We start from the raw sequence: 12,801 nt of genomic DNA, 5'->3' as shown, positions 1-12,801 counted from the left end.
ATTCTACGCCGCTTTAGATTTGTCTAAAGTGAGCAAACCTAGATTAAAATGGAGTTCTCATGACGCAGTCAGCTCAAGAATCAAAGATTATTAAAATTGGCAACAAGGTTGAAGTAGCTAACCACCTTCCTTTTGTATTGTTCAGTGGTGTGAATGTACTAGAGTCTCGCGACTTGGCAATGCGTGTTGCAGAAGAGCATGTAAAAGTAACAGAGGCGCTGGGTATCCCTTATGTCTTTAAAGGCTCTTTTGATAAAGCGAACCGCTCGTCTATCAACTCTTTCCGCGGTCCAGGTATGGAAGAAGGTCTAAAAATTCTCCAAGAGATCAAAGACACCTTTGGTGTGCCAGTGATTACCGATGTTCACGAAGAATACCAATGTGCGCCAGTTGCAGAAGTAGCAGATGTGATTCAATTGCCTGCATTCCTATCTCGTCAAACAGACTTGGTTGTTGCAATGGCAAAAACTGGTGCTGTAATTAATATAAAAAAGGCGCAGTTTTTAGCTCCTCACGAAATGAAGCATATCCTGACAAAATGCCAAGAAGCCGGAAATGATCAACTTATGCTTTGTGAGCGTGGCACCATGATGGGCTACAACAACTTGGTTGTTGATATGCTTGGCTTTGGTGAAATGAAAAAGTTTGGTTTCCCTGTCATGTTTGATGTAACCCATTCTTTGCAGCGTCCGGGTGGCCGTGAAGATTCTGCCGATGGTCGTCGTGCGCAAGTAACAGAACTGGCTCGTGCCGGTATGTCACTTGGCTTGTCTAGTTTGTTTTTAGAAACCCACCCAGATCCAGATAATGCTAAATGCGATGGTCCATGTGCTTTGCCTTTGGGTAAATTGGCGCCATTCCTAAAGCAGATGAAACAGCTTGATGAATTGGTAAAAACCTTCGAAACATTGGATACGAGCGTTTAATAAATGGATGCGGCTTTTCTTTCTTCTTATCCTGCGCTTGCAGCTGATCAAGGTTTGTTAGCTAAACTACAAGCCTTGAAGCTGGTGGTTTTTGATGTGGATGGCGTACTAACTGACGGACGTCTGCTTTATACTGAGCAAGGCGAAACCATAAAACGCTTCAATGTAAAAGATGGCGTAGCAATGAAGTTATTGCCAAAGTGGGGCGTTCAGGTTGCGGTGATCACCGCAAAAGACTCTGCACCATTAAGACAGCGGATGAAAGAGCTAAAAGTAGAGTATTTCTATCCCGGTTGTCATAACAAAGCTGAAGCGTTTGATGGGTTGGTCGAGCGTTTGGGGATTACACCAGATGAAGCCGCTTATGTAGGGGATGATGTGATTGACCTTCAAGTCATGCCTAAAATTGGTGTTGCCCTATGCCCGGCAGACGCACATATTTTATTGCAACGTCATTGTCCAATTATACTTAGTAAAGCCGCTGGTGAAGGCGTCGCAAGGGAGGTTGCTGACATGGTGTTAGCGTCTAGAATGTCTTTGGAACACGCCTATGAATTGGCTCAAAAGCCGGAGTTTGAAAAATAATGACCTCTCAATCTTTACCTGATTTTCACATTGTTATTCCTGCTCGTTACGCTTCTCAACGTTTTCCACAAAAGCTAATGGCAGATTTGGGTGGTAAGCCAGTATTACGGTGGGTTTATGAGCTCGCTTTGAAGGCTGGCGCAAAGTCTGTGACGATTGCCACAGACCATCAACTTATTGAAAAAGCGGCAATAGGTTTTGGTGCTTCAGTGGTGATGACTCGTGATGACCATGAAAACGGCACAGAACGTCTTGCTGAAGTGGCGGCAAAAATGGGTTGGCTGGGCGATGAGATTGTCGTTAACGTGCAGGGTGACGAACCTTTTTTACCGGTTAACTTGATTCATTCAAGTGTAATCGCGTTAAACCAAGATAAAGAAGCTGAGATGGCAACGGTTGCCTGCGCGATTGATCAGGCCGAAGACTTCTTTAATCCCAATGTGGTGAAAGTGGTTTGTGATGAAAAGCAGCGCGCGCTGTATTTTAGTCGCTCACCTATGCCGTGGGATAGAGATGGTTTTGCGAGCAATCTGGAGCGAACCGGTATGCTGCCTACTGATTTTCCGGCGCTTCGGCATATTGGTTTATATGTTTATCGTGCCAGCTTATTGGCGAGATACGCGGATTTACCTATGTCGCCATTAGAGCGTTGGGAAAAGCTGGAGCAACTACGCTTCTTGCATCAAGGTATCAAGGTGCAAGTAGCATTGGCTGATGGTTTGCCTACTCATGGTGTGGATACGCCAGAAGATTTGGAAAAGCTTAGGTATCAGCTTTCTTTAGATAGCATTTAGTCTATTTATTTAAAAAAAACAATTAAAACGGCAAACCTTATTAGGTTTGCCGTTTTTTTTATGCTTTATGTGTTTGGTTGGTATATTTTTCCCTCATTTAGGGTAGGAAAAATGTAAGTAATACGTATACAATTAGTTTAAAGGTGATCATTTTTTGCTAATTACTTACATTTTGTGTCGCGAAGGGCTAAATCATGAAAAAACTCATACTTGTATCAAGCAGCTTATTAAGCACCGCAGTATTGGCAGCAATGCCGGTCAATCAGCCAGTAGGCTCTAGCTTTACCTTGAGTAATGCGCCTAACCAACGTGCATTGGCTACCGCTCTTGCTAACCCAGCCGCACCATTTTTAATGGTAAACCAAGACGATGAAGACAACTTCCGTTTTGGTATTGTCGGTCCTCTGAGTGTTGGTATCGAGATGGGGGATGTGAGTGACCTGGGCGATCAAATTGAAGAGATAGAAGATCTTATTGATAATGCCAATGCTGGTAATGCTAGCTCTAATGCTAATCGTGCTAATGATATTCTAGATGAAATTGGTAATACCGCGTATGTAAAAACATCCCTTGGTATGCAAGTACCTTTGATGCCTGTGATTTACAGAACCGATAACAATGCTGCGTTCATTTTGGATGCAAGTGTGTCTGCTGTTGCTAAAGGCAGCTTGTTGGCTGATGACGTTACAGCGGTAGGCAGTGATATTACAACAGATACTTCATTTTATGCGCAAACTGCCGTTGACCTTCAGATTGGGCTTGGGTACAGCCAGTCTATATGGGAAAATTCCCATGGTATGTTAGTGGGTGGTGCTAAAGCGAATCTTCATAATCTCTCTATGGGTCGTGCCTTGGTGAAATTAGATGATGAAGACGTTGAAGCGGGTGATGCTATTTCAGATTCGATTTCAGATGATGCCGTTAGCAGCACTGGTGTGGGTATCGATTTAGGCGCTGTTTGGGTGTCTAATTACTACCAAGTTGGTGTGACTGTTGCGAATATTAACGAGCCTGAATTTGATGGTGCTCCTATTACAGCGAATGCTGCTTCTGATAAGTACGGTATTACCGCGTCAGACAAATACGTGATGGAAATGCAGACCACAATTGATGCAGCTGTTTCGACTAAAGGCAAACAAGTTACTTTAGGCATGTCTTACGATACAAACCCTGTTAAAGATGCCGTTGGTGATGAATATCAATGGGCTGCAGCGTCTGTGTCTTACTATGGCGACTCACACTTTCTTCCAGGCCTCAGAGCTGGCTACCGTCAAAATATGGCGGGTACTGAGCTAAGTTACGCGACTTTTGGTTTGACATTTCTTAAGCGTCTAAACATTGATCTTGCTGTTGGTTTGGACACAGTTGAAGACGAAGATGGCGATGAAATGCCTCGTAGTGCTTTCTTCTCAATTGGTTACGATACTGCGTTCTAAAACTGTAAAGATTTAATAAATAAAGCCGATAACCTTATTAAGGTTGTCGGCTTTTTTTATTTGAAGCACTGATACATAAAATATTTTCCCGAAATGGATAATGGATTGATGCGGTATTTAGTTTTATTTTTGGTTGTTATTAGCATAAATGTCGCGGCATCCGTGCCCGTGTATGTACCTATTGGCTCCAATACTTCTTTAGGGGGCTACGCAAATAGACAATCATTAGAGACATCTTTATCAAATCCTGCCGCATCTTATTTGATGACCCCCATAAATAATTTTCGAGTCGGTTTTTTGGGGCCTTTAGATTTTGGGTTAGAGATTGGTGATGTGAAGGGAATAGAGGACAAAGCTAGTGATCTTGGTGATAAACTGGAAGCAGACTATAGTACCGAAGCTGAAATTAATGCTGCTTTAGTTGAAGTAAACGCCTCTCTTGCGTCGTTAGAAAGCGATGCTTACGTTAAAGTCTATGGTTCCTTACAAGCGCCATTTGCACCAATTATTTACAAGACTCGGAATCGAGGCGCTTTTTCTATCGATGCGAGTGCTTCTTTCGTCGCTCGATTAGGGTTAATAGCGGACGATATTTCAGTTGTTAATACAGGCAGTGATTTTAATTTTGAATCTAACTCTTCTGTCATTATAAAGCGGGCAACGGATTATCGCTTTGGTGTTGGTTATAGTCAGTTGGTGGGCAGGCCAGTCAGTGGTGCGCTTATTGTAGGGGGGAAAGTAAACTTGCATAGAATGGCCCTAGGCCAAAAAATTTCAGTGTTATCAGAAGGTGACGGTGATGATAGCTTGTCGATGAGCTACATATTTGACCGCGATTATGTTGATTCTGGGATAGGAATAGATCTTGGTGCGATCTGGGCTGCGCCGAATTATCAACTAGGTGCGACGGTAGCTAACGTTAATGAACCAGAGTTTAAGTTTAAAAAACTGGGTAATTGCGCAGGCTTATCCGGTTCTAAATTGAATGCTTGTAATGTGGCCATTGAATTGGCAGATAAAAACAAACTAACACTTAATGAAACTTATAAGAAGAAAGCGCAGTTGACAGTTGATGCAGCGATTATGAGTGTTAATCAAAACTGGTCCCTAGCAGGATCATTTGATGTGAACTCAATTGCCGGGCCTTTGGGTGATAAATATCAATGGAGTACAGTGTCGATTTCTCATTTTAGCGACAATATTCTCTTCCCCGGTATTCGTATTGGCTACAGAAAGAACCATGTAGGCAGTCAGTTGAGCTATTTAACAGGTGGTCTAACCTTAAGTAGGCGCTTAAACTTTGATTTGGCTTATGGTTTAGAAACAGCCGGTAGTACACCGAGAAGCGTTAGCTTTTCTTTAGGGTATGCGTTCGCATTTTAGGTCTTTTAACTTAGACATTGATAATATGGCTTGGTGTTATTATCGCTTGTAATGGCACATCCCAACCTTCAATAGGCAGACTTTTTACCTCTTGGCAGTTGTGCGCCAAACCGATCAATAGTGGCTTTTCGTTGGCTTTCTTGTCGGCGAATGTTCTGTCGTAGAAACCACCTCCCATACCAAGACGACCACCTTTTGTATCAAATCCCACCAAAGGTAGCAAAACGATATCCAGTTCATCCCCTGACAGATATTCTGTGGTCACGGGCTCTTTAATGCCAAAAACATTTTCTTGCCAAACAGTATCGGGGGAATAGTGTGCAAAAGTTAATTGTTTCCCTTGTACAACAGGAAGGTAAGTCTGGATTCCTTGTTGCCAATAATAGTCGCATAAAAGGTGTGGGGAAATTTCACCATCATTTGTAAGGTACAAGGCGACGCGTTTAGCGTTCTCTATTTCAGGAAGGTCAGGACAATTCTTAATGCAAGAAACCAGCTGAGTCGCAGCGGTTAGTTGTTCTTCTGCTGATAGGTTTCTTCTAGTTTGTCTTAGCTGTCGACGAAGTGTTTGTCTAGGGTCTAGATGAGAGGTCATAAAAGAGTTTCCCAAGTTGCCGTTTCGGCTATTGGCCTTGAACCCAGTGGTTCAAGGTGGAGAGAGCTGTGATTCTTTAGGCTTTCCGACGCACGGACATGCACACCAAACCAGCAGGCTCTTTCCGGGGTATTACTCATAGGCTCAAGGGCGTTAAGCCGCTTCGAACAACCCAGGAAACGAAGTGCAGTATAGAGTATGTTGATAGATAAATCACTCAATCGCCCCATTCGTTTTCTGTGCTCCATGAAGAAAATTCGTGTTCTACGCTTGCAATCAAAAAAGTAGATCAAGAAACAAACCATGAATGTTTATTCGTTAACCAACTTTGTTTCATGCGCTAATGCTGCATCAAGCTGCGATGTCAGTTCTCGCAACTGTTGCTCGTTAGAGCGAGCGTATTTTCTGTTGTTAAGCATATCGTGAGTAATATTCAATGCCGCAAGAACGGCAATTTTTTCAAGGCCGATGATTTTCCCACTGGCTTTGATTTCACGCATTTGATTATTCAAATATTCAGCAGCTTCTTTCAAATCTGCTTCATGCCCTTTAGGGCAATTAATCTTATAATTTTGTCCCAGTATGGCGACTGAAACAGTTGGCTTATCCATATTGACTCCATTTGATAGCAAGGCCCACAAAAAATGGTCTGTTTTTCCATCATTGGGTAGCGAATGGCATTTTATGCTGCGACTAAATTCGTTACAATTCCGAATTACATTTATCCACACTGTTTATAGCAAATTGACGCCAATATGGAAATAAACCCGATACTTTCAAAGATAAAAGACCTTTCAGCTCGTGCTTTAACCCTTCGGGGGTATCTTTGACTACGAGTCAAAGAAAGAACGCTTAGAGGAAGTTAACCGTGAACTGGAAGATCCAGCTATTTGGAACGATCCAGAATACGCCCAAAAACTCGGTAAAGAGCGTGCAGCGCTTGAAGCCGTTGTTGAAACGCTAGACAGCATGGAATCAGGTCTTAATGATTCTAAAGAACTGTTAGATATCGCCGTAGAAGATAACGACGAAGATTCTGTAGAAGCGGTTGAACTTGAATTAGAAGAGTTAGAAACTCTGTTAGCCAAGTTAGAATTCCGTCGAATGTTTTCCAAAGAAATGGATGAAAACAGTGCCTTCTTGGATATTCAGTCTGGCTCTGGTGGTACAGAAGCTCAAGATTGGGCCAACATTCTGTTGCGCATGTATTTGCGTTGGGGTGAGGACAAAGGCTTTAAAGTTGAGCTGATGGAAGTTTCCGCGGGCGATGTGGCAGGAATTAAATCCGCGACTATTCGTTTTGAAGGCGAGTATGCTTTTGGTTGGCTGCGTACAGAAACCGGTGTACACCGTTTGGTTCGTAAGTCGCCCTTTGATTCAGGTAACCGTCGTCATACGTCGTTTGCGTCTGTCTTCGTTTCTCCTGAGATCGACGACAATGTTGATATTGAAATCAATCCTGCAGACATCCGTACAGATACTTACCGTTCATCTGGTGCCGGTGGTCAGCACGTAAACACCACTGACTCAGCTGTGCGGATTACCCATGTTCCGACAGGCATTGTTGTACAATGTCAGAATCAGCGCTCTCAACACGCTAACCGTGACTTTGCCATGAAACAACTTCGTGCAAAACTGTACGAGTTTGAAATGATGAAGCGTACGGAAGCGGCGCAAGCGGTAGAAGACAGTAAGTCTGATATCGGATGGGGAAGTCAAATTCGTTCTTACGTTTTGGACGCATCACGTATCAAGGATTTACGTACTGGCGTGGAAAGCTCTAATACTGGCGCTGTGCTGGATGGCAACTTGGACCAGTTTATTGTTGCAAGCTTAAAGCAAGGCCTATAACGCGGCGTTTCTTATTTAGAACATTTAAAAAGAGTAGATAGCAAAATCATGGCTAACGAAAAAAACACAGAATCCACAGTGCAATCAGACGACAACCGTTTAGTAGCGGAACGTCGTAGTAAATTGGCGACTATTCGCGCTGAGCGCAATGCTTACCCAAATACGTTTCGTCCAGATGCTTACGCAGCGGATCTTCAAGCGGAATTCGGCGAACTAGAAAAAGCCGAGCTAGAAGAAAAAGACCACAAGGTTAGTATTGCTGGTCGTATCGTGCGTAACCGTGGCGCTTTCATGTTGTTACAAGACATGACAGGTCAAATCCAAGCTTATGTAAACCGTAAAGCTTTGAGCCCTGAGCTATTGGCTGATCAAAAAACATGGGATTTGGGTGACATCATCGGTATTTCTGGTCCTGTGCACAAATCTGGCAAAGGCGACCTGTATATTGATATGCAAGAAGCGCAATTGCTAACCAAATCTCTACGTCCATTACCAGACAAGCATCACGGTTTGTCTGATATGGAAATGCGTTACCGTCAACGTTATGTTGATTTGATCGTAAACGAAGAGTCTCGCGAGACTTTCCAAGTGCGTTCAAAAATAATCTCTACGATTCGTCGCTTCCTAGAAGATCGTCGTTTCATGGAAGTTGAAACGCCAATGTTGCAAACCATTCCAGGTGGTGCGTCAGCGCGTCCATTTGTTACGCATCATAATGCGATGGACATGAGCATGTACTTGCGTATCGCGCCAGAGCTTTACTTGAAGCGTTTGGTTGTCGGTGGTTTTGAGCGTGTATTCGAGATTAACCGTAACTTTCGTAACGAAGGTACATCGACTCGCCACAACCCAGAATTCACCATGATCGAATTCTACCAAGCGTACGCAGACTACAAAGATCTAATGGATCTAACGGAAGCTATGTTGCGCGAAGTGGCTGAGAAAGTTCTGGGCACAACGACAGTAACTTACCAGGGCTCTGAATATGACTTTGGTGCGCCGTTTGTTCGCATGAGCATGTTGGATTCGATTTTGCACTACAACCCAGAATTGACTGCTGCAGATATAGAAACATTGGAAGGCGCAACAGCTGTTGCGAAGAAACTAAAAATCGACGTGAAACCGATTTGGGGTCTTGGCAAGCTTTGGACGGAAATCTTCGAAGAAACCGCAGAACACAAATTGGATCAACCGACCTTCATTACGGAATACCCAGCGGAAGTATCGCCACTGGCGCGTCGTAATGATGACAATGATTTCATTACCGACCGTTTTGAATTCTTTGTTGGTGGTCGTGAAATCGCTAACGGTTTCTCGGAGCTTAACGATCCAGAAGACCAAGCAGAGCGTTTCATGCGTCAGGTTGCAGAGAAAGACGCAGGTGATGATGAAGCCATGCATTACGATGCAGACTATATCAATGCACTGGAATACGGCCTACCACCAACCGCTGGTGAAGGTATTGGTATCGACCGTTTGGTGATGTTGTTTACTGATGCACCATCTATCCGTGATGTATTGTTGTTCCCGCATATGAAGCCCCAGGACTGATCCCAGGCCGGATAGTCACTGATACTTAGTAATGTATTTATAAGGCCTCTATTGAGGCCTTATTTTGTTTCCATACTCTATTTTTGATGACGTACAACGGAGCATTCCATGAGTCGTTTTTGGACAGATAAAATTGCTTCTCTTGACCCTTATGTGCCAGGCGAACAACCGCAAGATAAAAAGTACATCAAGCTAAATACCAACGAAAGTCCATACTCGCCGTCTCCTAAGGCGTTAGAGGCGATGGCGCTTGAGGTCAGTGAGCGTTTACGTCTTTACCCTGATCCAAATTGTGTCACGCTGAAAAATGCTTTGGCAAAAAGTTACCAGTTAGAAGCGAACCAAGTGTTTGTTGGTAATGGCTCGGACGAAGTCTTGGCGTTGGCTTTCATGGGGTATTTTGCTGGTGGTAAACCATTGGCCTTCGCTGACATTACTTATAGCTTCTATAAAGTGTACGCTGGTTTATACAGCATCGAACCAAAACTGATCCCGCTTAACGATGATTTCGATATTGTCTCTGCAGATTATGAAAACCTAGATGTGTCAGGTGTTGTCATAACCAACCCGAATGCTCCAACGGGTAAAGCCTTGCCTTTGGTTGATATTGAAGCGATTCTAAAAGCGAATCCAGATGTGGTTGTGTTAGTAGATGAGGCTTATGTGGACTTTGGCGCACAAAGTGCCGCGTCTTTGATCAATCAATATCCAAATCTGTTGGTTGTGCAAACCTTGTCTAAATCCCGTGCCTTGGCAGGGATTCGTGTTGGTTATGCATTGGGACACCCAGATTTGATTGAAGGTTTGGAGCGTTTGAAGAACTCTTTCAACTCTTATCCAATCGATCGCATTGCTTTAGCAGGTGCGACAGCAGCGGTGGAAGATGAAGCGTATCTAAAAGAGATTTGTGACAAAACCATCGCTACGCGCGAGCAGTCTGTTAAAGATCTGCAAGCGTTAGGGTTCAACATCATTCCTTCTGCGACCAACTTTGTTTTCGCAACACACCCAGACAAAGACGCTGAGCAAATTTACTTGGCTCTAAAAGAGCTGGGCATCCTTGTGCGTTTCTTTGGTAGTAACAAACCACGTATTGGTAACTATCTACGTATTACTATTGGTACGGATGAAGAAATGGCCTCACTCACGGCGGCGTTGAAAACACTGTAATTGCTAATTATAGCCTTTATTAAACGCTGAATTTGAAAAGCCGTTCTTCAATGAGCGGTTTTTTTGCCAGCAAAAGCACCATTAGTTTTTATTTGTTTTTTTAAAGAGTTCTCATGGAAAAATTGTTAGTCAGCTCTTGTCTAATGGGTTGTAAAGTACGTTATAACGGTAGTGACCTTCCAATGAGTCGGGCCGATTTTAGTTGGTTGGCAGAGCATTTTGAGCTGGTGTCTTTTTGCCCTGAAGTGGCAGGAGGATTGCCTACACCTAGGCCGCCAGCCGAGATTGACGCTGGCGCTGGATCGGATGTATTGTCGGGCGGTTCTAGAGTTATAGGTAGCGATGGCGAGGATGTTTCCGAAGCATTTATAAATGGCGCTTATTTGGCTTTGCAAACTTGCCAAACAAACAATATTCGCTTTGCCATGCTGACTGAATCCAGCCCATCTTGTGGGAGTGCAACAATTTATAATGGCGCGTTTGATGGCATTAAAAAGCAAGGGCAAGGCGTGGCTGCGGCATTACTGGTGCAGCATGGTATTCATGTATTTAGCCAAGAAACTTTTAATGACTTTAAGGCACTGATGAAAATGAGGGGCCTAAATTATCGGGAGTTGGGTGTGTTTGAACCTGTAATACAAGAGGAAGCCACTGGTTGCGGCATTGCTGCTGTGGCGAATATTCTGGGTAAAACCTATTCACAAATGAAAGCCTCTGCCAATGCGATGGGAATTTATGCGGACGACAAATCTCTTTGGTCGGACACTCAGTATGTAAGGCAAATGTTGTCTGCTGCTGGTGCGAGAACATCGACCGAAGAGATCCCTTTTGCATCATGGAGTACTCTACCAGATTTAGCTTTGCTAGCTATTAAGCATCATCAAGAAGAAGGCAAAGACTTCTGGCATTGGGTGGTGTTTAAGCGGGTTGATGGCAAAGCTTTTGTGCTAGATTCCGCCAGTTACTTACCTGCGAATATTCGAACTGACTTCGAAGGTATGCAGCCAAAGTGGTTTATTGAGGTTATGGTTTCTTGAATTGGGTTTAACCAAAAATAGTGTAATACTGACATCTTATGAAGTGGGCACCTAATTGATGCGAGTCTTATGAATCAATCTTTATTATCGGAACAGCACACGACGGAATCCTTGGCGAATTTGCTTATTCGAGTGGCAAAAGAAGATCGTTCTGCCTTCTCTGAACTATATGAAGCAACTTATCGGAAACTTTTTGGCATTGTTTATCGTATCTTGAAGAATCAGGCGGTATCCGAAGAAGTACTGCAAGAGGTTTACCTTAAAATATGGGATAAAGCATCAAGCTTTGATGCGAGCCTTGCATCACCGATTACTTGGATGGCGACGATTGCACGTAACCGTACCATTGATGAAGTAAGGAAAAATCAATTGCCAGACAGTGATGCTGATGTGGACTTTGATTTAATCGTAGATGATTCGATGGCGCCAGATGATTCTTTTAGCAAGAGTCGAGATTTACTAAAGCTTGAGTCTTGCTTGACCGGCCTCGAATCGCCTCGTGCGGAAATGATAAAAGCGGCATACCTTGATGGTTGTTCCCGTCAGGAGCTTGCTGAGCGTTTCGAACAGCCTTTAGGCACTATTAAAACTTGGCTTCATCGCAGCATTAAACAGTTGCAAGGTTGTATGAACTTATGAATAACGACGAAGAAACATTCATTCAAACATTAGCAGCAGAGTACGTACTGGGTACTCTGGATAAAGACGAGCGCGACGCGGTAGAAGCTCGCCGTTTGAATGAACCTTTGCTTGAACAAGCCATTGTATGTTGGCAAGCGCACTTTGCTGGGCTAAACGACTATGTGCAGGATGCAGAGCCAAGGGAAGGTTTGTTTGATGAAATTTTAGCTAAGCTCGATCAACAAACTGATAAAAAATCTGTGAGCAATAGTTCACTAAATTTAGCCTCTGCTGTTGTTGTCGAAATGGAAACGATGCGGGCCAAGCTGAAGCGTTGGCAATTTGGTGCGTTTGGTGCGTCGGCCATTGCGGCTTGTCTTGCTATCTTTATGGTAGTTAAGCCACCTGTTGTGCCAGCCGTTCAAGCTAATGCACCTTTTGTTGCTGTGTTTCAAGCAGACGATAAACAACCTGCTTTTATCATGTCGCTGGATATTGATACTCGCCAGCTTACTGTTCGTCCTGTCAGTGCGCAGGGACAAGGTGAAGGTAAAACCTATCAGTTGTGGATTAAGGCTGATGAAATTGGCCCAGCGCCACGCTCTTTAGGTTTGTTGGCCAATGTTGCTAACCCTATTCAAAAGCAAATTAATTACGATCCAGCGGTGATTCGCCACGCGACGTTTGGCATAAGCGTTGAACCTGCAGGCGGTTCACCAACCGGAGTACCAACTGGGCCAGCCATTCACGGTAGACTATATCCAACGTCTTTGTGATGAAGGAATCGCGGTGGTGCAAAGTTGAACTAAGAAATCAGCCCTAGCAGGTCGCTAGGGCTGATTAGTAATCTGT

General features: G+C 43.8%; 13 protein-coding genes, 1 other RNA gene and 1 pseudogene. 12 read left to right on the top strand and 3 right to left on the bottom strand.

What is annotated here, in order from left to right:
• Window positions 1-59: 59 nt before the first annotated feature.
• The 5 genes from kdsA to traF (JSY38_RS05270) all read left to right on the top strand — a co-directional run bounded on the left by kdsA (window position 60) and on the right by traF (JSY38_RS05270) (window position 5,124).
• Window positions 60-926 (top strand): 3-deoxy-8-phosphooctulonate synthase, encoded by an 867-nt coding sequence (kdsA, locus tag JSY38_RS05290; RefSeq protein WP_114410666.1) that lies wholly within the window; start codon window positions 60-62, stop codon window positions 924-926.
• A 3-nt stretch (window positions 927-929) separates the two neighbouring features.
• Window positions 930-1,511, top strand: a complete 582-nt coding sequence (locus tag JSY38_RS05285) for a KdsC family phosphatase (protein ID WP_205115682.1) — start codon at window positions 930-932, stop codon at window positions 1,509-1,511.
• Window positions 1,511-2,305 (top strand): 3-deoxy-manno-octulosonate cytidylyltransferase, encoded by a 795-nt coding sequence (kdsB, locus tag JSY38_RS05280; RefSeq protein WP_205115681.1) that lies wholly within the window; start codon window positions 1,511-1,513, stop codon window positions 2,303-2,305. The genes JSY38_RS05285 and kdsB overlap by 1 nt, the downstream gene beginning before the upstream one ends.
• A 194-nt stretch (window positions 2,306-2,499) precedes the next feature.
• On the top strand, window positions 2,500-3,741 hold the full coding sequence (gene traF, locus JSY38_RS05275) for a conjugal transfer protein TraF (RefSeq protein WP_205115680.1): 1,242 nt from the start codon (window positions 2,500-2,502) through the stop codon (window positions 3,739-3,741).
• A gap of 108 nt (window positions 3,742-3,849) precedes the next feature.
• Window positions 3,850-5,124, top strand: coding sequence for a conjugal transfer protein TraF (gene traF / locus JSY38_RS05270; protein ID WP_205115678.1), 1,275 nt, complete (start codon window positions 3,850-3,852; stop codon window positions 5,122-5,124).
• Between the two features lie 10 nt (window positions 5,125-5,134).
• Here the strand turns inward: traF (JSY38_RS05270) and JSY38_RS05265 are convergent, their stop codons facing one another.
• The 3 genes from JSY38_RS05265 to JSY38_RS05255 form a co-directional block, all read right to left on the bottom strand.
• Complete coding sequence (locus tag JSY38_RS05265; RefSeq protein ID WP_114410671.1) at window positions 5,135-5,719, bottom strand: 5-formyltetrahydrofolate cyclo-ligase; 585 nt, start codon at window positions 5,717-5,719, stop codon at window positions 5,135-5,137.
• A 4-nt stretch (window positions 5,720-5,723) separates the two neighbouring features.
• Window positions 5,724-5,901: non-coding RNA, 6S RNA (gene ssrS, locus JSY38_RS05260), on the bottom strand.
• A 129-nt stretch (window positions 5,902-6,030) separates the two neighbouring features.
• Complete coding sequence (locus JSY38_RS05255) at window positions 6,031-6,330, bottom strand: cell division protein ZapA (RefSeq protein WP_110577302.1); 300 nt, start codon at window positions 6,328-6,330, stop codon at window positions 6,031-6,033.
• A 144-nt stretch (window positions 6,331-6,474) separates the two neighbouring features.
• Here JSY38_RS05255 and prfB point away from each other — a divergent pair.
• The 7 genes and pseudogenes from prfB to JSY38_RS05220 all read left to right on the top strand — a co-directional run bounded on the left by prfB (window position 6,475) and on the right by JSY38_RS05220 (window position 12,725).
• Window positions 6,475-7,570 (top strand): peptide chain release factor 2 gene (gene prfB, locus JSY38_RS05250; protein WP_114410672.1). Its coding sequence is split into 2 segments (ribosomal slippage): window positions 6,475-6,546 and window positions 6,548-7,570, totalling 1,095 coding nucleotides; the frame shifts between segments, so codons are not numbered across the junction.
• 48 nt (window positions 7,571-7,618) lie between these two features.
• The gene (lysS, locus tag JSY38_RS05245; RefSeq protein ID WP_205115676.1) at window positions 7,619-9,121 is read left to right on the top strand and encodes a lysine--tRNA ligase; all 1,503 of its coding nucleotides are present in this window, start codon (window positions 7,619-7,621) and stop codon (window positions 9,119-9,121) included.
• Between the two features lie 108 nt (window positions 9,122-9,229).
• Window positions 9,230-10,291 (top strand): histidinol-phosphate transaminase, encoded by a 1,062-nt coding sequence (hisC, locus tag JSY38_RS05240; RefSeq protein ID WP_205115675.1) that lies wholly within the window; start codon window positions 9,230-9,232, stop codon window positions 10,289-10,291.
• Between the two features lie 113 nt (window positions 10,292-10,404).
• A pseudogene (locus tag JSY38_RS05235) lies at window positions 10,405-10,839 on the top strand (2-thiouracil desulfurase family protein); the annotation flags it as partial.
• Between the two features lie 72 nt (window positions 10,840-10,911).
• Window positions 10,912-11,328: a hypothetical protein gene (locus JSY38_RS05230; RefSeq protein WP_205116692.1), complete on the top strand. Its 417-nt coding sequence runs from the start codon at window positions 10,912-10,914 to the stop codon at window positions 11,326-11,328.
• Between the two features lie 69 nt (window positions 11,329-11,397).
• Window positions 11,398-11,967, top strand: a complete 570-nt coding sequence (locus JSY38_RS05225; protein WP_205115674.1) for a sigma-70 family RNA polymerase sigma factor — start codon at window positions 11,398-11,400, stop codon at window positions 11,965-11,967.
• Window positions 11,964-12,725, top strand: coding sequence for an anti-sigma factor (locus tag JSY38_RS05220; protein WP_205115673.1), 762 nt, complete (start codon window positions 11,964-11,966; stop codon window positions 12,723-12,725). The genes JSY38_RS05225 and JSY38_RS05220 overlap by 4 nt, the downstream gene beginning before the upstream one ends.
• Window positions 12,726-12,801 lie beyond the last annotated feature (76 nt).

Source organism: Marinomonas foliarum (assembly GCF_016906065.1).
Classification (GTDB): domain Bacteria; phylum Pseudomonadota; class Gammaproteobacteria; order Pseudomonadales; family Marinomonadaceae; genus Marinomonas; species Marinomonas foliarum.
Note: the sequence above shows the minus strand (reverse complement) of the source record. Positions and strands in the feature narration are given on the sequence as shown.

Excerpts from the sequence above, each read along its gene's own strand:
- JSY38_RS05225 (WP_205115674.1), top strand. The coding sequence starts at position 11,398 with ATGAATCAATCTTTATTATCGGAACAGCACACGACGGAATCCTTGGCG.
- traF (WP_205115680.1), top strand. The coding sequence starts at position 2,500 with ATGAAAAAACTCATACTTGTATCAAGCAGCTTATTAAGCACCGCAGTA.
- traF (WP_205115678.1), top strand. The coding sequence starts at position 3,850 with ATGCGGTATTTAGTTTTATTTTTGGTTGTTATTAGCATAAATGTCGCG.
- JSY38_RS05255 (WP_110577302.1), bottom strand. The coding sequence starts at position 6,330 with ATGGATAAGCCAACTGTTTCAGTCGCCATACTGGGACAAAATTATAAG.
- JSY38_RS05285 (WP_205115682.1), top strand. The coding sequence starts at position 930 with ATGGATGCGGCTTTTCTTTCTTCTTATCCTGCGCTTGCAGCTGATCAA.
- JSY38_RS05220 (WP_205115673.1), top strand. The coding sequence starts at position 11,964 with ATGAATAACGACGAAGAAACATTCATTCAAACATTAGCAGCAGAGTAC.
- kdsA (WP_114410666.1), top strand. The coding sequence starts at position 60 with ATGACGCAGTCAGCTCAAGAATCAAAGATTATTAAAATTGGCAACAAG.
- lysS (WP_205115676.1), top strand. The coding sequence starts at position 7,619 with ATGGCTAACGAAAAAAACACAGAATCCACAGTGCAATCAGACGACAAC.
- hisC (WP_205115675.1), top strand. The coding sequence starts at position 9,230 with ATGAGTCGTTTTTGGACAGATAAAATTGCTTCTCTTGACCCTTATGTG.
- JSY38_RS05265 (WP_114410671.1), bottom strand. The coding sequence starts at position 5,719 with ATGACCTCTCATCTAGACCCTAGACAAACACTTCGTCGACAGCTAAGA.
- kdsB (WP_205115681.1), top strand. The coding sequence starts at position 1,511 with ATGACCTCTCAATCTTTACCTGATTTTCACATTGTTATTCCTGCTCGT.